Below are 20183 nucleotides of genomic sequence, written 5' to 3'. Positions count from 1 at the left end.
CCACGACCGCGCCTGCGGCCGCCTTGACGATTGTTGATCAAATGCTCGTCCTTAGCAGTAGTCGCTAGCCCCTTGGTCTCAGTCGGAGGCAGGGCCGAGCCAGCAAAGCTGGCGCCAGCTCCTGACCCTCTCGTTCCGGTCTGCGCCCTAAAAGCGCGAGATGAACGGCCGATTGCGTCGGGGGTAGGGAAGGGATGCGCTCATCATCTTTCGTGGTGGAGCGGGCCCGGCCCTGACCTATGATGTAGTGCGCTCGATACGTTCTGCCAAGCGCTTTTCTATCAAATCCAGGTTAACAATAGGACACGGGCGCGATCGGCGAGGTCTTTTGCGACGTTGGCTTGCAGCCCGTCCCGGGCCAGTAGCGCAGTCACGGCCTTGGCTTGATCATGTCCAATTTCGACTGCTGCGAGGCCTCCCGGATTGAGCAATAACGGAAGCTGCGGCGCGAGCACGCGATAGGCGTCCAGCCCTTCCTTGCCTGCAAACAGCGCCTCGTCCGGCTCGAATTCACGTACCCCCGCGCCGACCTCCGCGTCGTCCGGCACGTAGGGCGGATTGCACAGGACGAGATCGAACTTCTCAACCAACCCCTTGGCCCAATCGCCCTGCATCAGCTTTGCGCGCTGATCGACGCCGATCCGCCGCGCGTTCGCCGAGGCGTAGGACAGAGCCTGGCGCGACACGTCTATCCCGAGCCCGGTCGCTTCGGGGAAAACATCCAGCGCTGCCAGCAACAGCGTGCCCGGCCCCGTGCCCAGGTCGAGGATCCGGCTCGGCCCCTTCGTCCCCTCGAAATGCTCGATGGCCGACGCGATCAGCACCTCCGAATCCGGTCGCGGGACCAGCACGCCGGGGCCTACGTGAAGCTCGATGTTCCAAAAGGCGCGACGTCCAGTGATGTAAGCGACGGGCTCCCCGTCCTTCCTGCGGTCGACCATCTGCCAAAAGCGGTCGGGCACACCCCGGTCCGGTGGCGACAGCAGCAGCCGGTCGCGATCGATGTGGAGCGCCTCGGCCATCAGCAATTCCGAATCGAGCCGGGCGGTGTCGCTCGTGTCCTCCAACTGGCGCGCGGCGTCGGCCAGCGCGCGGAAAATAGGCTTCACGCCTCCTCCAGGCCCGCGAGCCGCTCTGCTTCGTCCTCGGAGACAAGCGCGTTGATAATCTCGTTGAGCCCCGGCCCCTCGAGCACCTCTTCCAGCTTGTGAAGCGTGAGGTTGATGCGGTGATCAGTGACTCGTCCCTGAGGGAAATTGTAGGTGCGAATTCGCTCCGACCGATCGCCGGAGCCGACCATCGACTTTCGCGCACCGGCGCGTTCGCTAGCAAGCCGCTCGCGCTCCATTTCGAACAGGCGCGTGCGCAGCACCTTCAGCGCTTTCGCCTTATTCTTGTGCTGCGACTTTTCGTCCTGCTGGATGACGACGAGGCCGGTCGGAAGGTGGGTGATGCGCACGGCGCTGTCGGTCGTGTTCACCGACTGACCGCCAGGACCGGAAGAGCGATAGACGTCGATCCGCAAGTCCTTGTCGTCAATCTGCACGTCGACGTCTTCGGCCTCCGGAAGCACCGCGACCGTCGCTGCGGAAGTATGTATACGTCCGCCGCTTTCCGTGGCCGGCACACGCTGCACGCGGTGGACGCCGCTTTCGAACTTGAGCTTGGCGAACACGCCCGTCCCGTTGATCGACGCGATCGCCTCCTTGTACCCACCAAGCTCCGACTGCGAGGCGGAGATAAGTTCGAACCGCCAGCCCTGCTCCTCGGCGAAGCGCTGGTACATTCGGAGGAGATCGCCGGCGAATAGCGCCGCCTCGTCGCCGCCCGTACCGGCGCGGACTTCCAGCATCGCAGCACGCTCATCGGCGGCGTCGCGCGGCAAGAGCCTGATCGCGAGAGCGCGCTCGGCAAGCGGAAGCTTGTGCTTGATCTCGTCGGCTTCGGCCGCCGCCATCTCCTTGAGCTCCGGCTCGGCAGCCGGATCGTGGAGCATGCCGGTCAGTACTTCGAGCTCGGCGCGGAGACGGCGAACTTCGCGAGCCGCCGCGGCCACCGGCTCGATCGCCGCATAGTCCTTCGACAGGCGCACGAACTCTTCAGGCACCAAGTCGCCACGCGCCATCGCGTCCGACAGCTCCTGCTTGCGCGCCTCGATCGACGCGATGCGTTCGGAAGAAATCTGGGTCACGAACGAATGGCTTCCGAAATCAGGTCGAGCGATACCGAGCGCTGTTCCCCGGACGCGAGGTCTTTGAGCTGCGCTTCGCCACGGTCCAATTCATCGTCGCCGATGATTAGCGCGTAAGCCGCACCGGCCGAGTTCGCGCGGCTGAGCCGCTTCTTCATATTGCCCCGATAAGCCATGTCTGTGGCGACGCCCTCGCGCCGAAGTCCGGCGACGATCCGCTGCGCCTCCGCCTCGGCTCTCGGCCCGAGCGGGATGACTGTCACGGACGGCTTTTCCGCTTCGGGCTCCCCGATCATCATTGCCAGACGCTCTACGCCTGCGGCCCATCCAACCGCAGGAGTATGCGGGCCGCCCAACGCCTCGATCAAACCGTCGTACCGGCCGCCGGCAAGGACAGTGCCCTGCGCTCCCAGGCGGTCGGTGACGAATTCGAATGCGGTGTGGCGATAATAATCGAGGCCGCGCACGAGCCTCGGCGCACGCTCCCACTGAACGCCTGCCGCCGTCAAACCTTCGCTCACTTGAGCGAAGAAATCGGCCGCTTCCGGCGTCAGGAAGTCGTCAATCGTCGGCGCACTGTCCACGATCGGCCAATCCTCGTGCGCCTTGCTATCGAGAATGCGAAGCGGATTGCGCTCCAGCCGTGCCTTGCTGTCCTCGCTGAGCGCCGCCGCATGGCCCCGGAAGTGCTCGTAGAGCGCATCGCGCCATGCCGACCGCGTCTCGGGGTCGCCCAGCGTATTGAGCTGCAGGATCGCCCCCTCGATTCCAAGTTCCTTGAGCAGCTGGTCGGCAAGGCACAGGATCTCGATGTCCGCCTGCGATTCCCCAGCGCCGATGATCTCTGCGTCTAGTTGATGGAACTCGCGGAAACGGCCCTTTTGCGGCCGCTCGTACCGAAATGCCGAGCCGGACGCCGCCAGCTTCAGCGGCGCGAACTGTTGCCATCCCTCGCTGAGGTAAGCGCGGCAAATCCCCGCCGTAAATTCGGGCCGAAGCGTGATCGACTCCCCGCCGCGATCCTCGAAGGAATACATCTCCTTCGACACGACGTCGGTCGTTTCCCCGATCGTCCGGGCGAAGACGGCGGTTTGTTCGATTGTCGGGACCTCGACGCGCTTGAAGCCGTACAGGCGACGAACGCGATCGAAGGTCGCGACCACCTTCGCCAGGCGGTCGGCCTCATCTCCAAGCAAGCTTTGCGTGCCACGAACGGGCTGAACGGACGTCATTGCGGCGGCGCTAAAGCACAATTTGCGGAAAGGACAAAAACTTCCTCAGCGCGTGGGTGTCGATGATTGCTGCTGTTGCCGATCGCGTTGGAACTGTTGCCGGAACCAGGCCGGCGACGGAAGGAAGAGCTTGCGGAAGCTGATCATCACTGTCCGTCCAATCGGATTAAGCAGATCCGGCTGATAATTTATGGGTACGGCGCCTGAGGCGTCGTGGACCTTGGGCTTGCTGTTCAGGACATTGTTCAATTCCAGCCTGACCTGCGTTCCCCGCAGCCACGGGTGCTTCACCGCAAGCTCCGGAATGTCTCCGGGATTGGCGAACAGCCTGAGGTCGAACGTCGCAAGTGGCGAGAAGCGCAAATCATCTCCCGTCAACGTATTCACGTTCGTCCCACTGCGCCAGTTTGCGCCGATGCGAGCGCCGAGCCCGTTATTGGAATAGCCTGCCTGTGCTTCGACCGTGTGGCGCGGCGTACCGCCGGTCTGGCTGGACGCATCGCCATGCAGATAGTCGAGGTCCAATCCGGGCGCGATCTCGACCTTGTCGACGAATGCGATCGTATCGGTCAGCGAAAAGGTCAGCCTGCCTCGGCTCCCGCCGCCGCGGCCGCCGAAACCGCCTCCGCCGCCCCGGCCTCCCCCGAACCCGCCGAAACCGCCGCCTTCCGTGCCCGAGGGCCGGCCTGATGAAGGGCCGCTATCCGCGGGTGACCGGCCGCCGCCTTCGCCCTGCCCACCGCCGCGAGGACCAAAGCCGAATTGCTGGCGCATCTGGTCGATGACGGCCTGCGACGGACGCCGGGACTTGAGCGACTGCGAGAAATCAAAGCCGAGCCGAAGCGTATCCCGCCGCGAATTCTCAAAATTGATCGGCCTAAAGTCGACCGCGACCAACTGGCCCGACGAGTTCCGGACGAAACGATCGGGGAACGCCGCCTCGATCTGCGGCGTGACACTGATCGCGGAGATTGGGTCCTCAATCCTCTGATGCACGTAATCGGCGCGCAGAGTGAGATCGACCTTGTCCGTCGGCTTCCAGAAGCCACCGAGCTTCAATACGGTTCTGCGGTCGGCTTGCAGGTCTGGGTTGCCGCCGGTGATTGCGGTGACCTGCACGGTTTGCCCGGTGGTGAAATCGAAGATGCGCGTGTTCGGCGTGCTCAGCAGGGGATTGCCAAGCTGGGTAATGGTTGGAGCGCCTTCTTCCCGAGTCCAACTGGTGACGAAGTTCAGGCGGTTCACCGGCGACCAATTCGCGCCGGCGCCGATCTTGGTCAGCGTTCCGAAATCGGAAAGCTGAATCACTTCACCATTGGCGCTGAAGGTCAGATTACCGAGGGCGCTGAAATCGCGCCCGCGGCGGGAGACGGGCAGGTCGAGGTTTGCCGCCGCATTGCCGGTCGTACGCCCTAATGAATTCGCGTTGGAAAGACCGGCGACAACATGTTCGCTGTCGAGATGCGTGGTCGTTCCGCCAACCCGGAACGTCGCCCCCGCATTGCCGGCGGGTAACTTGAACAAGGTTCCGTTCGCTACGGCTGTGACGTCGGCGGAGGTCACCGTCTCGCGAGCGCGGTCGACGGGAAAGTTCGGATTGTCCCGCTCGGTATTGGTGCGGTCATGTTCCCAGTCGGCGTTGCTGGTGACGTTCCAGTGCCACTTGGCCTTGTCCCAGTTGAGCGTCAGGCCGGCATGCGCGGTGTCGGTCGCAGTGTCTCGCGACAGCCTGTCCAAGGTGATGTCGCCGAGGCCGAGCAACGAACGGCCCTCGACATGCTCGACTTCGGTGTTCAGCGTCGCACCCACATTGCCGAGTACCTGGCGGTTAAAAATCGCCGATCCGCGGATGTCCCGCTTCGACCCGACGAGCGATCGCGCCGACGTCCCCGGTGGTGTCAGGTTGCGTTCGTTCTCGGTCAGCAGGGAATTGCCTTCGGCGTGCAGGTTGAACTGCGTCCGCCCGTTCTTCTGGATCATCAGACGGGTGAGGTCCGTGTTCGCCGAACCGTAGCCGCCCTCGGTGGCGAGCGCTCCGCCCAACTGGGCAACCGTGGAGCGGAAGCGCCGGCGGAGGACGATGTTCACAACCTTCTGGTTGGCGCTGTAGCCGTATTTGAGCGCTACCTCCTCCGGCAGGATTTCCACCCGCTGGATGGCCTCGGTCGGAATATCGCGCATCTCGCGAAAGCTTGAGATTCGCTGGCCGTTGAGCAGCAGCACGGGTCGCTCTCCGCCGCGACCCTGCGCGCTGCCGACCTGCGGCGCGATGGCGTCCAGCAATTCATTGATATTGGTCGCGCCCGTCGCGCGGACGTCGCGGGCGTCGAGAGTATCCACGGGCTGGATGTCGCCAACTATCGACCCCCGCGGCTTTGCCCCGACGACCACGATTTCTTCCTCTTCAGCTGTGTCGTCAGCGCCAGCGGGCGCGCTGCCTGATGTGGCCGCCGGCGCATTCGGGTCGGCCGCTGGAACAGGCGTCGCCGTGGCAGCCCCCGAGGGACTTGGCTGGTCCGGTGTGATCGTTTGTTGGGCAGTTGCGGGACTGGCGAACGGCAAAAGCACGGCGGCGCTGGCGAGCAGCGTGATTTTCATAGTCATGTGGAGCGCAGCTAATCCCGGCCAATGAACTTGGACTGACAACGTCGTTATGTTCGACAAAGCGCCCAAACTCATCTGCGAACGCCGCTCGCAGGCTGATTGCACGCTCTATTAAAGGCGCTAGAGCCTTAAGAACACCCGATTTTATGTTACCCGAGGAGTTTGTGTTGTTGCGTAGCGTCCTAGTCGCGTCCCTCCTGCTTTCGTCCGCCAGCTCCGCCCTCGCCCAGATCGTTCCGCCACAGAATAGCCGACCGGCACCGACAGCGAAGACCGACACGATCCCGGCGGCACGCGACATCCCGTACCCAGGCACGATCCAGCTCACGGTGGATGCTTCCGACGTCACTCGCGCGATCTTCCGCATTCATGAGCGCGTGCCCGTCACCGCGGCCGGAGATCTCGTGCTTCTCTACCCCGAGTGGCTCCCCGGTACACACTCGGACGAAGGACAAATCAACAAGGTTGCTGGCTTCCGGGCCACTGCGAACGGGCGGGAGCTCAAATGGGTGCGCGACAATCTGGACGTCTACGCCTTCCACGTCGCCGTGCCGGCAGGCGTCCGCGCAGTCGATGTGGAGTTCCAGTACGTGTCACCCACCGGCGAAAATCAGGGCCGCGTGGTCGCGACGCCCGACATGGCGAGCATCGAGTGGATTGCCAACTCGCTTTACCCGGCCGGCTACTTCGTTCGGAACATACCGATCCAGGCGTCAGTCATCCTGCCGACCGGCTGGAAGGCGGCGACGGCGCTGCGACCGAGCGCACAATCCGGCAACCGCATCGATTATCCGGTAACGACCTACGAGATCCTGATGGATTCGCCGCTCATCGCTGGTGCGCACCACCGGGCTATTCCGCTCAGCCCGGACGTCACGCTGGACGTCATTGGCGACACGGAGGCGGAGCTTGCGGCGACGCCGGCGCAGATTGCGGCACATAGGCGCTTGGTTGACCAGGCGGTGAAGGCGTTCGGTTCGCAGCATTACGATCATTACAACTTCCTGCTCACCATCTCCGACTTGCTCGGCGGGGAAGGCCTCGAGCACCATCGCAGTTCGGAAGACGGAGTCGGCCGCGGCTACTTTACCGACTGGGAAAACAAGCTTCGCGACCGCAACCTGTTGCCTCACGAATTCTCGCACAGCTGGGACGGCAAGTTCCGCCGCGGCGCCGACTTGTGGACGCCCGATTACCGAACCCCGATGCAGGGCACGTACCTGTGGGTCTATGAAGGGCAGACGCAGTTCTGGGGCTATGTGCTCGGCGCCCGCTCGGGAATGCTGTCGAAGCAGGATACGCTCGACGCGATCGCGGCCACGGCGGCGAATTACGGCCCCGGCACGCCCGGGCGAGCCTGGCGCCCGCTGGTCGACACCACCAACGATCCGGTCATTGCGCAGCGCAGGCCGCAGCCGTGGCGGAGCTGGCAGCGAAGCGAGGATTATTACAGCGAAGGCCAGTTGATCTGGATCGACGTCGACCGGATCCTGCGCCAGCAGTCCGGCGGCAAACGCTCGATCGACGACTTCGCCAAGGCATTCTTCGGCGTCCGCGACCGTGACTTTGGTGAGCTGACCTATACCTTCGACGACGTGGTAGCGACGCTTAACAAGGTGCAGCCCTACGATTGGCGGAGCTACCTTCAGCGCAAGGTCTACGACATCGCCCCTCAGGCGCCGCTCGAAGGTATAACTCAGGGCGGCTACCGCCTGATCTTCACCGACACGCCCACCAACTGGTGGAAGAGTGCCGAGAAGAGCCGCAAAAACACAGACCTCACTTATTCGGGAGGCTTTGTGATCGGCGCGGAGGGCAAGGTAACGAGCGTGCTGTGGGACAGCCCGGCGTTCAACGCCGGTATTGCCGTCGGCAGTCAGATCGTTGCGGTCAACAACCGCAGCTACGATCCGGACGCACTGAAGCAGGCGATCAAAGCTGCCGCGGGCAAGGGCCCAGGCGTGCAGCTTCTGGTGAAGGGCGGCGATTTATACCGGACCATCAGTCTCGATTGGCACGACGGCCTGCGCTACCCGCGTCTTGAGAAAATCGGGAAAGGCCAGGGCACACTCGACGCGCTGCTCGCGCCGCGCTGACGCGAAGGAAACCTGATCGGCTAATTGCCTGGGTAATCTGACGACTTGCCTGCGTCATAATAGTCGATCCGGATCCTGACCCAGGAGCCGATCAAGGATTTGCCGCCCTTGCGCGGGGGCCGGACGTGAAATTGCCAGGCAGCCTGACGAAGCGCTGAAGCAAGGCGCGTTCCCGGCGTTTGTCCCAGCTCGACGCAATCTTCCACACGATTTCCCGCGATCGTCTTGCAGGCAACCAGCCCGTAGCCTTCGTTGCTGTTCTTCGGCACGTATCCGGCGAGCTCAGCGTCGGTCGGCTCGCGGGCCCATTCGGCTGCATACATCGCCTCTCCGTTTGGCCCGCGGCCGACGACCTCGCTGTCGCCTCCGCCACCAGATCCGGACTGAGCCAGCTTCGAAATGTCCGACGACGCCATCTCTTCCTTGCTCATTTCGAGCCAGGGCGAGGGTTTATGCGCTTCCTTCGGCGGACTGATCGTCGGCTTCACCGGCAACACGACCGGGGGGGGCTTCGGCACGGGACGGTCGCTCGCCGCTTGTTGCTTTTGTTCTTGCTGCTTCTCGGATTTCTGCTCCGCCGTGCTCTTACTAAGCGGCGCCAGATCGATGATCGTACCGCGCAGACTTTTTTGCGCCTGCGGAAGGGGGATGACGCCAAGGGTCAGAAGAATCGCAAAAAGCCCTGCGTTTACGGCCAGCGCGAGCGCGACACCTGACAGCCGCCGGCGTAGTGGCGGACGCGCATAAGGTGCGGCAAGGCGATAGGCTGGCAAGTCTTCGAATTTTCAGGATCTGGTCGCGTGCGGCCAAGCCTAGCCGACGCACGAGTGAATGGGGAATGAAAAGCTCGCTTCGATCAGGCCGTCAGCCGCAGGGCTGCGATAGCCGTGACGATCGCCAAGATGAGCAAGATCCGAACGGTACTCGACGGCTCATGAAACCACAGGATGCCGACGACTACGGTACCGACGGCGCCGATGCCTCCCCACACCGCATAGGCCGTTCCCATCGGAATTGACCGTGAGGCGACCTCAAGCAAGCCCATGCTGATCGATACCGAAACGAGGAAGGCCAGCGTCCAAGGCACGTTTCTGAACCCGTCGACGAAGCGCAGCGAAGTCGTAAATCCCACTTCGAAAAATCCGCCGACGATGAGCCAGACCCAGGGCATGACAATCCTTTCACTGGACGCGCAGGCTGCGCCTTCGTTACGCTGGTCTAATGGCGACCCGGCGAAGCATCGGCAACATGATCGCGCCTGTGCGCTTCCTGACCTTCCTTGCCGTGCTGGCCGTCGGTTTCCCGGTGGCGCAGGGATATCTTCACCGTTGGGCGTTGTCCGCCATGAGCGCGTTCGACGTCGCTGCCATTATCTTCCTCGTCATTTGCCTGCCGCTACTCGGAACGCGCGAGGCACGGATCATTCGCGAGCACGCGAAAGCGAATGACGCCAATCGCGTCCTGTTGCTGACCATAACGGGGATCGTCATGGCGGTGCTGTTGATCGCCATTCGCGCAGAATCCGTTGTCGACAATCCTCAGCCGATGACCAAAGCAATGATCATTGCGACGCTGGCGCTGGCATGGCTGTTTGCGAACACAGTTTATGCCTTCCACTACGCGCATTTGGTCTACAACCATCCGGATCTTGGCTGCGTCGGCTTAGATTTTCCGCGGACCGCAAACCCGGTTTATTGGGATTTCGTCTATTTCAGCTTCACCTGCGGCATGGCATTTGCGACTTCCGACGTCGTTGTCACCGAAACGCACATGCGAAAGGTCGTGACGATTCACTGTCTCGCAGCCTTCGCGTTCAACATCGGCGTCATTGCCTTCACCATCAACGTGCTCGGCAGCGGCTAGACCGCCACGTCGATCTCCGGAGGCTCGGTCACCTTGCGCCGTGCCGCGACCAGGCAACCCGCGACGATCAGCGTCGCGCCAGCAATCGTGTAGCCCGACACCCGCTCCTGGAAGACGATCCAGCCGAGCGCTGCCGCCCACAAGAAGGCGCTATATTCGGTGACGGAAAGGTAGCCGGCTTCCCCTCGCGCGTAGGCCCACGCGAAGATTAGCGTGCCCGCCGTCGAAAGGACGCAGGCGACCGCGACCCAGATCCATTGCCCGGTCGGCCATACCGGCATTCCCACGATCGGGATGGTGAGCAGCCACAAGGCCATGACCGTTACCGCCTGGAAGAAGGTTATCTCCAGCGGCTTCGCGGACAGCGCCTGATGCCGCATCAGCACGATATTGACTGCGTAGCAGAGTGCAGAGCCGAGGATGGCAATCGACCCGACCAACGCCTCGCGTCCAAGCTGCGCCTTGGCTTGACCCAGCACGATGATGACCACTCCGCCGAACGCCGCAATCGATCCGACAATCGACATCCTTCCGATCTTTTCGTGCAGGAACGCGGAGGCGAGCAGTAGTGCGATCAGTGGTGCGATGAACGTCAGGGCGATCGCTTGCGCCAGTGGGATGCGGCCGATCCCCCAGAAAAAGAGGAAGGCCATTACCGTCACGATAATTCCGCGAAAGACGTGCACCCGCATGACCGCATTGCTCGGCCAGCTTCCGCGCCTCGGCAGGTACAACGCACTCCCAACAATGAGGTTGGCCATGGCGCGCCAGACGCTGACGGCAAAGATACCGATGGCCAGCACAAGGTGCTTCATCACCGCATCCATGATCGACAGCGTACCGACCGCAGCGAGCGCCGCGAGGAAGGCCTGGACTGGATGCTGAGTGACGCGGTTCACGGCCCGCGCTTAGCGGCGCTTAGCGGCCGGCGTCGAGTGAGCTGGGGGCGGGATCGATGAGCAGCGGTGGATCCTCGTGCGTGCGAGCCAGCCCGTTGGCGAGCGCTCCGCTGACAAGCAAGATGATCAATAGCTTGGTCACGGCGCGACTGTGCGCCGGACAGGTTGAAATTTGGCTAAAGGCCTATTCGGCGGCGTCGAGGGCTGGCTGCAACTCGGCCGCGGCAGCCTCGAGCTCGGCGGCTTTCGCTTCGACCAGGCGGACGATGTGCTCGATCATGTCGGCGTCTTGCACATGATGGTCGGTGACGCCCGACAGATAGACCATGTGCTTGCCGTTGCCGCCGCCGGTAATGCCGATGTCGGTCTCGCGCGCTTCGCCGGGTCCGTTCACGACACAGCCCAGCACCGACAAGGACATCGGCGTCTTGATATGTTGAAGACGGCTTTCGAGCGCCTCGACGGTTCGGATCACGTCGAATCCCTGCCGTGCGCAGGACGGGCAAGACACCACCCGTACCCCGCGGCTGCGAATGCCGAGCGCCTTCAGAATCTCATAGCCGACCCGGACTTCTTCCTCTGGCTCCGCCGATAGCGACACGCGGATCGTGTCACCGATGCCTGCCCAAAGAAGGTTGCCCATCCCGATCGACGATTTGACGGTGCCGCCGATCAAGCCGCCCGCCTCGGTGATACCGAGGTGCAGCGGGCAATCGACCTGGCTCGCCAGCTGCTGATAGGCGGCGACGGCGAGGAACACATCGCTGGCTTTCACCGCGACCTTGTACTCGCGGAAGCCGTGGTCTTCGAGAATGCGGATATGGTCGAGCGCGCTTTCGACCAACGCTTCGGGACAAGGCTCGCCGTACTTTTCGAGCAGGTCCTTTTCGAGGCTGCCGGCATTGACGCCGATCCGGATAGCGCAGCCGTTGGCGCGCGCCGCCGAAATGACTTCGCGGACCCGCTCTTCCGAGCCGATATTCCCTGGATTGATGCGCAGGCACGCCGCACCGGCATCGGCCGCTTCCAGTGCGCGCTTGTAGTGAAAATGGATGTCCGCGACGATCGGCACGCGGGCCGCACGCACGATCTCCCGAAGCGAAGCCGTCGCATCCTGCGTCGGGCACGACACGCGAATGATGTCGGCACCCGCCTCTTCGCAGCGCCGAATCTGATCGATGGTCGCCGCCGCATCTTCCGTTGGCGTATTGGTCATCGTCTGCACGCTGATCGGCGCGTCTCCGCCAACAGGGACGGAGCCCACCATGATCTGCCGCGACTGACGCCGCTCGATATCTCGCCAGGGACGAAGGGACATGGGAGCCATATAAGGCCTGCCGGGCGCGGGGGAAACCGCCTGCCGAAATTGGCGCGCCTTATTCCGCTGTGTTAACAGGCTTAACGGGACTCGCTCGGGGGGCCGGCGTTTGACCAAATATGCGCGATTGCAGGCAGACGCGGCGCCCGACCCTGCCAGCGCGCCGGCGAAGCACACACGCACGCATTCCCGCTATTATGCCTTCCTAAGCTACAGCCACCGCGACCGGGAACTCGCCGACTGGCTGTTCCGCGAGCTCGAGAAGTTTCGGGTGCCGAAATCCATCGCCGGACGCCTTACCGAAAACGGCGTTGTCCCCAGACGCCTGACGCCCATTTTTCGCGACGAGCAGGAGCTCGCGGCAGCCCACGATCTCGGTGAGGAGATCCGATCGGCACTGAGCTCGTCGCACTTTCTGATCGTCCTATGCTCTCCCAATTCGGCAAAGTCTCATTGGACCAATGCGGAGATCGAGACATTCAAGCGGACACATTCCGAGGCCAATGTGCTCGCCGCCATCGCTTCGGGCGAGCCATTCGCAAGCGAGATGCCGGAACGGCACGAGGAAGAATGCTTTCCGCCCGCGCTTCGGCAGAAGTTCGACCGGCGAGGCCGCCCGACGGGCAAGCGCGCAGAGCCTCTCGCCGCCGACCTGCGCGGTAACGACGAGGTGCGCCGGCTGGGCTTTCTCAAGCTGGTGGCCGGCATGCTCGGTGTTGGGCTCGACGACCTTGTCCAGCGCGCCACGACACGACGTCATCGCCAGATGGCCTGGCTGGCCGCCGCGTCGCTCGGCGGCATGGCCGTGACGAGCACCCTTGCCGTCACCGCTATCCAAGGCCGTGATGCAGCGCGCGACCAACGACGGGAGGCCGAGGGGCTGGTCGCTTACATGGTCGGAGATCTCAAGGATAAGCTCGAACCGATCGGCAAGCTCGACGCCCTCGACGGCGTCGCTTCGCGGGTGCTGGCTTACTATAGCAAGCAGGACGCGTCGGAGCTGTCCGATGCCGCCCTGATCCAGCGCTCCCGAGCGCTAAGCATTACCGCGCAAGTCGCTTATTTGCGGGGTCGATACGAACAGGCACGGGCGCTGTATCGACAAGCGCTAGCGGGCACCGAGGAAGCCGTGCGCCGGACGCCGGACGATCCACAACCCATCTTCGAGCAGGCGCAAAACGCGTTTTGGCTGGGTGAGATTGCGCGAATGGACGGCCAGGCTGACGCAGCAATCGAATATTACAGGCAGTATAAGCAACTCGCCGACCGCCTGGTTCAACTTGCGCCGGATAACCTCAAGTGGCGGATGGAAGCGCTTTATGGAGCAGAGGACCTCGGGATCTCGCTCTATAACAAGCGCCGATACGATCAAGCGCTGGCGCAGTTTCAAGGCGCGCTCAGCCCAATGCAGAACCTGATGGCGCTCGATCCCGCAAATGGGACTTACCGCGTCGAAATGGCGAAGTTGATGGGATGGTTGGCGGATTCGAATCGCGCGCTTGGCCGTCTTAATGAGGCCATTGCAACCCGAACCCGTGAAATCGCTTTTCTCAACGAGGCGCTGGCGCGATCCCCCTCTGACGTCGGATTGCTGGAGCAGGTGATTTACGCGCACCAAGGCCTAGGGAATCTGCTTGTCCTCCACGGGCAGGCCGCTGAGGGGATCGCGGAGTTTCGTCTGGCGGTGGCGAATGCAGACCACCTCCTTCCGGTCGAGCCGACAAACGCGCTTTGGAAGGGGGCCGCAGCTACTGCTCACCTCGAACTGGCAAAGGCGCTACTCGCAACGCACGATCGTGCCGCCGCCGAGCATGAAACCGGCGCCGCATGCGCGCTGGTCGCTGCTTTGGGAGGCGCTTCCGACCGGCGGCAAAGCGGCTGTCTCGCAATGCAGGCCCGCCTGGCCCTCGACGCGGGGGACGGCGCTGAAGCGGCGGCTTTGGCGCGGCAGGCTCTCTCGGCGGCACGGCACTTTCATGCCGAAGATCCGAATAAGGACAAATTCTACCTCGCGGGGCTTTATCGGCTGACGGGCGACGCGTTGCAGCGTTCCGGCGATCGCGGCGGCGCCATGTCTGCGTGGGCGAGCGCGCTCGCAATTCTTCCAGCCGACGTGCCGGAATTGTCTACCGAGATCGACGAGCATGCCTTGATTCTGGAACGGCTTGGCCGGGCGGAGGAAGCGCGCCCGCTAAAGTCCGCGCTCAAGAATATGGGATACACGCGTCCCGCCTAGCGGGCGAACAAAGGGAGAGATTTGTGGCCAGAGCTAGAGGCGAGATGCATGCCGTGACGCTGCATGTGACGAAGGACAAGGACGGCGGATACCACTTCCAGCCAGAGTCCGACATTTGGGACGAAAGCCGGGACGAGTTCGTCTTCAGCAAGGACCGCCACGACATGGGCAAGCACGACTACCACCTTCTTGAGTTCGTTCTCGACGATCAGACCGGCGACGGGCTGCGGTTTCCGAAGGTGCCGCACGATGCAATGTGGGTTGTCGAAGGCCATGAAGAGCCGGGTCAGCGCACGTGTCCTGACATGCACAGTGTCTGCAATTACGACGTTATGGAACCGATCAGCGTTTCACCGCACCAGCGGCGGCTGTTCGTGCGCAATGACAATGCGAGCCAGGAGCATTGGGCTTTTACGATCAACGTCGTGAAGCGGGGCGAAGACAGCGCTGACAAGAACCGCTTCGTCAGCTGGGATCCGGGCGGCAATAACCAGAACGGCGGGAGCACTCGTAAGTAGGACGAGGAATATTCGACCCAGATCAACCGAAAGGGATTTTGCCATGGCTAGCCCAAAGAAAGTCACTGTCGAGGTTCACATCGTCAAGGACAGCACAAAGCCCCCGCCGGAGAAGCCCTACTCATTCTGGCTCGAACCCAAAGACAAAAAGCTGGGAGGAAAGGGCAACGACCTGATTTTTAACGGCGAAAATCTTTACGACGGCTTCGAAATCGATTTCGACTTGGTCGACGAAACGGGCGAAGGCTTTTACTTCATGGATATTGGGAAGAAGCCTAACGGCGAGCCGGACCCTGACCTCGCACCAATGTGGGTGAAGACCGTCAAGGACCTGAGCGAACCGTGCCCAGATCGCGAATTTTGGGATGGGTTCGTGGCGACGAAGCTGGTCGGAAATAACACGACGTTGAAGGTCCGCAATGCCAACTCGACCGTTCAGAAATTCAAATTCGCGTTCATGTTCTCAACGACCCCGCATCAGGGTCCATACCAGATCATGTACGACCCCGGTGGCCTGAACCAGAACAGCAACGCGACAACGAAGAGCCCGCTGGTTGCGGTCGCGGTCGTCATCGGCGTGGTCGCTCTCGCCGGGTTCGTCGCTTACGAGTTGGGAGTGTTCAACAACTGAACAGCGAACCGCGCCGCGATGAGATGAAGGGATTGGTCGCGGCACCGGATAACGTGTCGCGTCCTCCGCAGCTTCCGTTTGTACTCTCCGTCGGGGTGACCGGGCATCGCGCGGAAGTGCTTCCCGAAGGCAGCATTGATGCGCTTCGGGGCCGCATTCGTGAGGTGCTGTTGCTCGTTGCCGAAGCCGGTCGGAAACTGCTCGCCAAGGAAACCGACTGTTTCTCGCCCGACCCGCCGCGGCTTCGGTTCGTCTCGCCCGTCGCGGATGGCGCCGACCAGATCTCGGCAGAGGTGGCGCTCGAGCTCGGCTGGGAGCTTCAGGTCGTGCTTCCGTTCGAGCGAGCGCGCTATCGCGAAAGCCTTGCCAACCATGGCGCGCGCGAACGGTTCGATGCCTTGCTCGAACGAGCCGTGTGCGTGCTCGAGCTTCCGGGCAACGAGGACCGGCAACTCGATGCATATGTGATGACGGGCCGAGCGACCGTGTCGCACTGCGACATGCTGATCGCGGTTTGGGACGGCCTTCCCCCACGCGGACGAGGCGGAACCGGCGAGGTTGTCCAGCTGGCGATCACCAATGGAACGGCCGTCATCCACCTGCCGCTCGATCCTGCGGCGGAGCCTCGACTGTTGTGGAGCGCGTTCGACCCGACGGTGCTCACCTTCTTCGACGATCCGACGGCCGAGCGCCCGCTCAATCATTCAGGCATGGATCTCCTGCTAAGGGGCCTGCTGATGCCGCCTCCGGACGAGCAGGAACAGGATTTCCTCAAGCGCTTCACGCGCGAGCGGATGCGCAACATCCGTGCCCGGATCGAGTACCCGCTACTGCTCACGGCAGCCGGCGTGCGACGGATCAAGGCCGGTGACCTAAACGCGAAAGCCGGCGAGCAGCAGATCCGCGACGAATGGCGCCAATACCGCGCCGGCTGCGCGGAGGCGCACAATATAAGCGCGCCGATCGACCTCCTTGAGCGGGCATATAGCTGGGCGGACAGGCTCGCGACGCACTTCGCGCAAACCTATCGCAGCGGACATATCTTCAACTTCGTCCTTGGCGCTTTCGCGGTTTGCATCGGCCTCAGCGCATTCATGGCCCCGCACCTCAAGTTCGAGTTCGCAGCGCTCGAATTGGTGATTACCTTCGCGATCATTCTCAATGCGCACGTCGGATCGCGTCAAGAGTGGCATCGCCGCTGGCTCGACTACCGCCAGCTCGCAGAACGGCTGCGGCCGATGCGCAGCCTCAAGTTGCTCGGCATCGCGTCGCCTGACCCGCCGGGCACCGAGACCAATCCCGTGCCGAAACGCTGGATCGATTGGTATGCGAGCGGGATCTGGCGTGCGATCGGTTGTCCATCGGGCTCGATCGATCCGCAATGCGCATCCCGCCTCGCGCGGTCGATCGCGGACTTCGAGGTGGCGCCGCAAGTCGATTATCATGAGCGTCACGCAGCCCAGATCGACGCGCTCGACGAGCGGCTGGCCTCGATCGCGACGACCCTATTCGCGGCAACGCTGATCGTGTCCGTGGCGACGCTGGTCGGTCTGGGTATCGGCGCGAATTTTGTTACTACTTACGGCAATTGGTTCACGCTGGTTTCGGCCGGCTTTCCGGCCCTCGGCACGGCGGTTTTCGGCATCCGCTTCCAGGCCGATTTCGGCGGAGATGCGCTGCGGTCGTTGTCCACCGCGAACACGCTGCGCCAGATTGAAGAGGAACTGCGCAAGGACGTGACGCTGTCACGTGCCGCGGACCTGACTGAGCAAGCCGCCCGCATCATGCTGTCCGACCTCGATGAGTGGCGGCTCGTCAACCAGCAGCGCGACCTCTCGGTCGGCTGATCGTTCTCGCCCCGCGGTTCGGTCAACTGGCGTCGCTGCAACGGCCTCGCTAAGGGCCGGCCATGACGGAACGGAAGTGGCGTTTGGTGGTGCACGGCGGCGCGGGCTCGATGCGCCCGGGCCTCCTCGATCCAGCACAGGAAAAGTGCGCGCGCGAGGGCCTGGACAGAGCGCTCGCGGTCGGTTCGGCGGTACTCGATGGTGGCGGATCGTCGATCGATGCGGTCGAGGCGGCTGTGCGCGTCCTCGAGGAAGATCCGTGCTTCAACGCCGGGCGCGGCAGCGTGCTGACGGCGGATGGCTGCATCGAGCTCGACGCCGCTATCATGGACGGCCGCGACCGCCGGGCGGGAGCGGTTGCGGGCCTTCGTACCACACGCGCGCCAATCAGCCTTGCGCGCCTGCTCCTCAAGGAAGGTCCCCACGTCTTCCTGTCCGGCAAGGGCGCCGACCGGTTCGCCCAGGAGCATGGGCTGGAGCAGGTCGCGAACAGCTGGTTCGAGATTCCGGAGCGCCGCCGGCAGCTCGACGAGTTACTCGCCAGCGACGGCTTCGACGATGAGGTGAAGTATGGCACGGTCGGCGCGGTTGGCGTCGATCTCGACGGTCATGTCGCGGTGGCCACTTCGACCGGCGGACTCACTGCCAAGCGATGGGGCCGGGTAGGCGATTCGCCGCTTATTGGCGCCGGGACCTATGCCGACGACCGCTCCGCGGCGGTGTCGGCCACCGGCTCCGGGGAGTATTTCATCCGCTCGGTCGCAGCGCACCAGCTCTCTGAACGCGTTCGGATCGGCGGCCAGTCACTGCAATCGGCCCTCGACGCCACTCTCGCTGATATTCGGTCGCTCGGTGGGAAGGGCGGCCTGATTGCTGTCGGCCCGAACGGTGAAGCGGCTTGGGGCTTCACCACCCCGGCCATGTATCGCGGCATGGCCGATGCGAGCGGCCGGACCGTGAGGATCTATGCGGAGTACGCCGACCGGTAGGGCAAGTCCTGCCGCAACCATTCGACCTCAGCGGCGACCCCCTCGCGCTCAGCCTCGAGAAAATCTGACACCGCGTCGCGGAAACTTCGGTTCGGGATGAAATGGGCCGAGCGGGTGACGACCGGCTCATAACCACGGGTGATCTTGTGCTCGCCCTGCGCACCAGCTTGCACCGTCGCGAGGCCATGATCGATCGCCCACTCGATCGCCTGGTAATAGGATAATTCGAAGTGGAGGAACGGCACCTCGTCGACGGTGCCCCAGTAGCGTCCGTAGAGCGCCTTCGGCCCGATGAAATTGAGCGCGCCGGCAATAGGTCTTTCGTCACGGTCGGCAAGGAACAGCAGTGCGCGGTCGCCCATCCGCTCACTAACCAGATCAAAGAACTCGCGGGTCAGGTAAGGCCGGCCCCACTTCCGCGAGCCGGTGTCCTGATAGAATGCCCACATCGCGTCCCAGTCTGCGGTTTGGATCTCCTCGCCGCGAAGCGCTCGGAAGGTTAGCCCCTCGCGCGCTGCCGCCCGCTCCTTGCGGATCGTCTTGCGGCGGCGGCTGGTCAGCGCGACGAGAAAATCCTCGAAACTGCCGTAGTCGCGGTTGAACCAATGGTACTGGACGCCGTGCCGCTCAAGCCAGTCGCGCCGGCGGCATTCCTCCAGCCCCGCATCGTTTATGAAGGTGATGTGCGCGGACGAAATTCCGTTCTGCGTCGTCACTGCCTCGATCGCGGCAAGCAATTGCTGCGGCCGCTCGCCAAGAAGGCGCGGACCCGGAACGGGCGTGAACGGCACCGCCACCTGCAGCTTGGGATAATATTCTCCGCCCGCGCGCTGCCACGCGTCGGCCCAGCCGTGGTCGAACACATATTCGCCCTGGCTGTGCGATTTCAGATAGCCGGGCGCCGCAGCAACCAGTCGCGACGCTTCGTCCTCGATGAGGATCGGCGCGGGCGTCCACCCTGTGCCGGCGCCGACACTGCCCGAATCTTCGAGGGCCGACAGGAATGCATGGTTAAGGAAGGGATCGCCATCGCCAAGCCTGTCCCAGGCCGCGGCGTTCAGCCCGGAGACCCCTGACGCGATTTTCGCGAGGACTTCGGTTTCACGGTCGGCCATCGGCTTCCCAGATGAGCGCGTCGGCATGAACCTGCGCTTGCCTTCGCTCCTCGGCGGCGCGGATCGTCCAGCTGTAGACCGGCATCCGCCGCCGCAGCGTCGCGACCCATGGCCTGTCGAGTGCCGCACGATCGACGGCCAAGAATTGCGGCTTGGCCAGCCACAGCGCGATCGTTCGCCGCCAACCCGCGAGGTTTGCGCGCACCACGAGCCCGCGACGAACATGAGGCAGGACTGTCTTCAAAATGCTGGAGATGCGCGGGTCGAAGCTCATCACGCCGATCCGATCCGAGTTGCTTAGAAGCGCCCTTCGGAGTGCAGGACCCCAGCGCCACAGATCGTCTTCGACCTTTACTTCAAGCAACAGCGGAACGCGGCCGCCGACAAGTGAAAGCAAGTCTTCCAAAGTCGGAATTGGCCGCTCGCCCACCCGCAGCCGGGATAATTCGTCCCAAGTCGATTTCCCAATCCGCATCGGGCTCGCGCAGATCCGCATCGCATCGGAATCGTGAAACACAATGATGCGATTGTCCGCCGTCAGCCGGAGGTCGCACTCGATTCCGCAGCCCCGCTCCAGCGCCGCCGCAAAGGCGCCCCAGCTGTTCTCGGGAATTCCGGAGCCCAAGTGCAGGCCCCGGTGCGCA

The 20183-nt window shown here is 63.2% G+C and carries 19 protein-coding genes (1 of these 19 cut by a window edge); 7 read left to right on the top strand and 12 right to left on the bottom strand.

Annotated features, from left to right (window positions below):
• From ABD704_RS09495 to ABD704_RS09475, 5 genes are all read right to left on the bottom strand, one after another.
• Nucleotides 1-41, bottom strand: partial view of a DUF4167 domain-containing protein gene (locus ABD704_RS09495; RefSeq protein ID WP_344699446.1) — the 5' end (the start) only. 592 nt of this gene lie to the left of the window's left edge; only the first 41 of its 633 coding nucleotides appear in the window; the start codon lies at nt 39-41; its stop codon lies beyond the left edge, outside the window.
• Nucleotides 42-281: 240 nt separating this feature from the next.
• Nucleotides 282-1109, bottom strand: a complete 828-nt coding sequence (gene prmC, locus ABD704_RS09490; protein ID WP_344699445.1) for a peptide chain release factor N(5)-glutamine methyltransferase — start codon at nt 1107-1109, stop codon at nt 282-284.
• Entirely contained in the window at nt 1106-2191 is a 1086-nt protein-coding gene (gene prfA, locus ABD704_RS09485; protein WP_344699444.1) for a peptide chain release factor 1, read from the bottom strand. The genes prmC and prfA overlap by 4 nt, the downstream gene beginning before the upstream one ends.
• Nucleotides 2188-3423 carry a histidine--tRNA ligase gene (gene hisS / locus ABD704_RS09480; RefSeq protein WP_344699443.1) on the bottom strand — a complete coding sequence of 412 codons (1236 nt, stop codon included), beginning with the start codon at nt 3421-3423 and terminating at the stop codon, nt 2188-2190. The genes prfA and hisS overlap by 4 nt, the downstream gene beginning before the upstream one ends.
• Nucleotides 3424-3468: 45 nt before the next feature.
• A complete protein-coding gene (locus ABD704_RS09475; protein ID WP_344699442.1) occupies nt 3469-6027 on the bottom strand; it encodes a TonB-dependent receptor plug domain-containing protein in 2559 nt (852 codons plus the stop codon).
• Between the two features lie 167 nt (nt 6028-6194).
• Here ABD704_RS09475 and ABD704_RS09470 point away from each other — a divergent pair, with 167 nt between their 5' ends.
• Nucleotides 6195-8123: a M61 family metallopeptidase gene (locus ABD704_RS09470; protein WP_344699441.1), complete on the top strand. Its 1929-nt coding sequence runs from the start codon at nt 6195-6197 to the stop codon at nt 8121-8123.
• Between the two features lie 20 nt (nt 8124-8143).
• On the opposite strand, the gene ABD704_RS09465 is transcribed toward ABD704_RS09470, so the two are convergent.
• Entirely contained in the window at nt 8144-8896 is a 753-nt protein-coding gene (locus ABD704_RS09465) for a hypothetical protein (protein WP_344699440.1), read from the bottom strand.
• Nucleotides 8897-8979: 83 nt separating this feature from the next.
• Nucleotides 8980-9294 carry a DMT family transporter gene (locus tag ABD704_RS09460; protein ID WP_344699439.1) on the bottom strand — a complete coding sequence of 105 codons (315 nt, stop codon included), beginning with the start codon at nt 9292-9294 and terminating at the stop codon, nt 8980-8982.
• A gap of 50 nt (nt 9295-9344) precedes the next feature.
• Between ABD704_RS09460 and ABD704_RS09455 the strand changes: the two genes are divergently transcribed.
• The gene (locus ABD704_RS09455; protein WP_344699438.1) at nt 9345-9986 is read left to right on the top strand and encodes a DUF1345 domain-containing protein; all 642 of its coding nucleotides are present in this window, start codon (nt 9345-9347) and stop codon (nt 9984-9986) included.
• Here the strand turns inward: ABD704_RS09455 and ABD704_RS09450 are convergent.
• Genes ABD704_RS09450 through ispG form a run of 3 tightly spaced genes read right to left on the bottom strand, consistent with a single transcriptional unit; the run spans nt 9983 to nt 12203 of the window.
• Nucleotides 9983-10885: a DMT family transporter gene (locus ABD704_RS09450; protein WP_344699437.1), complete on the bottom strand. Its 903-nt coding sequence runs from the start codon at nt 10883-10885 to the stop codon at nt 9983-9985. The genes ABD704_RS09455 and ABD704_RS09450 overlap by 4 nt on opposite strands.
• 19 nt (nt 10886-10904) lie before the next feature.
• The gene (locus ABD704_RS09445) at nt 10905-11027 is read right to left on the bottom strand and encodes a hypothetical protein (protein ID WP_344699436.1); all 123 of its coding nucleotides are present in this window, start codon (nt 11025-11027) and stop codon (nt 10905-10907) included.
• A gap of 42 nt (nt 11028-11069) precedes the next feature.
• Nucleotides 11070-12203: a flavodoxin-dependent (E)-4-hydroxy-3-methylbut-2-enyl-diphosphate synthase gene (gene ispG, locus ABD704_RS09440; RefSeq protein ID WP_344699435.1), complete on the bottom strand. Its 1134-nt coding sequence runs from the start codon at nt 12201-12203 to the stop codon at nt 11070-11072.
• 109 nt (nt 12204-12312) lie between these two features.
• Here ispG and ABD704_RS09435 point away from each other — a divergent pair, with 109 nt between their 5' ends.
• The 5 genes from ABD704_RS09435 (at nt 12313) to ABD704_RS09415 (ending at nt 18424) form a co-directional block, all read left to right on the top strand.
• Nucleotides 12313-14439, top strand: a complete 2127-nt coding sequence (locus ABD704_RS09435; protein WP_344699434.1) for a TIR domain-containing protein — start codon at nt 12313-12315, stop codon at nt 14437-14439.
• 23 nt (nt 14440-14462) lie between these two features.
• Complete coding sequence (locus tag ABD704_RS09430) at nt 14463-14957, top strand: hypothetical protein (protein WP_344699433.1); 495 nt, start codon at nt 14463-14465, stop codon at nt 14955-14957.
• Nucleotides 14958-15000: 43 nt separating this feature from the next.
• Nucleotides 15001-15588 (top strand): hypothetical protein, encoded by a 588-nt coding sequence (locus ABD704_RS09425; protein WP_344699432.1) that lies wholly within the window; start codon nt 15001-15003, stop codon nt 15586-15588.
• 23 nt (nt 15589-15611) lie between these two features.
• The gene (locus tag ABD704_RS09420; RefSeq protein WP_344699431.1) at nt 15612-17435 is read left to right on the top strand and encodes a DUF4231 domain-containing protein; all 1824 of its coding nucleotides are present in this window, start codon (nt 15612-15614) and stop codon (nt 17433-17435) included.
• A 62-nt stretch (nt 17436-17497) separates the two neighbouring features.
• Complete coding sequence (locus ABD704_RS09415; RefSeq protein WP_344699430.1) at nt 17498-18424, top strand: isoaspartyl peptidase/L-asparaginase family protein; 927 nt, start codon at nt 17498-17500, stop codon at nt 18422-18424.
• On the opposite strand, the gene ABD704_RS09410 is transcribed toward ABD704_RS09415, so the two are convergent.
• Together ABD704_RS09410 and ABD704_RS09405 are read right to left on the bottom strand one after the other, a co-directional pair.
• Nucleotides 18400-19539, bottom strand: a complete 1140-nt coding sequence (locus tag ABD704_RS09410; protein WP_344699429.1) for a GNAT family N-acetyltransferase — start codon at nt 19537-19539, stop codon at nt 18400-18402. The two genes, ABD704_RS09415 and ABD704_RS09410, sit on opposite strands and share 25 nt — an antisense overlap.
• Nucleotides 19526-20164, bottom strand: coding sequence for a glycerophosphodiester phosphodiesterase family protein (locus tag ABD704_RS09405; protein WP_425565423.1), 639 nt, complete (start codon nt 20162-20164; stop codon nt 19526-19528). Before ABD704_RS09405 ends, ABD704_RS09410 begins: the two co-directional genes overlap by 14 nt.
• Nucleotides 20165-20183 lie beyond the last annotated feature (19 nt).

The organism is Sphingomonas limnosediminicola, assembly GCF_039537965.1.
GTDB lineage: Bacteria > Pseudomonadota > Alphaproteobacteria > Sphingomonadales > Sphingomonadaceae > Sphingomicrobium > Sphingomicrobium limnosediminicola.
This window is presented reverse-complemented; position numbering and strand designations above follow the sequence as displayed.

Bases quoted from the DNA above. Each gene is read 5' to 3' on its own strand.
- hisS (WP_344699443.1), bottom strand. From the start codon at position 3,423: ATGACGTCCGTTCAGCCCGTTCGTGGCACGCAAAGCTTGCTTGGAGAT.
- ABD704_RS09475 (WP_344699442.1), bottom strand. From the start codon at position 6,027: ATGACTATGAAAATCACGCTGCTCGCCAGCGCCGCCGTGCTTTTGCCG.
- ABD704_RS09460 (WP_344699439.1), bottom strand. From the start codon at position 9,294: ATGCCCTGGGTCTGGCTCATCGTCGGCGGATTTTTCGAAGTGGGATTT.
- ABD704_RS09455 (WP_344699438.1), top strand. From the start codon at position 9,345: ATGGCGACCCGGCGAAGCATCGGCAACATGATCGCGCCTGTGCGCTTC.
- ispG (WP_344699435.1), bottom strand. From the start codon at position 12,203: ATGTCCCTTCGTCCCTGGCGAGATATCGAGCGGCGTCAGTCGCGGCAG.
- ABD704_RS09425 (WP_344699432.1), top strand. From the start codon at position 15,001: ATGGCTAGCCCAAAGAAAGTCACTGTCGAGGTTCACATCGTCAAGGAC.
- ABD704_RS09420 (WP_344699431.1), top strand. From the start codon at position 15,612: ATGAAGGGATTGGTCGCGGCACCGGATAACGTGTCGCGTCCTCCGCAG.
- ABD704_RS09415 (WP_344699430.1), top strand. From the start codon at position 17,498: ATGACGGAACGGAAGTGGCGTTTGGTGGTGCACGGCGGCGCGGGCTCG.
- ABD704_RS09410 (WP_344699429.1), bottom strand. From the start codon at position 19,539: ATGGCCGACCGTGAAACCGAAGTCCTCGCGAAAATCGCGTCAGGGGTC.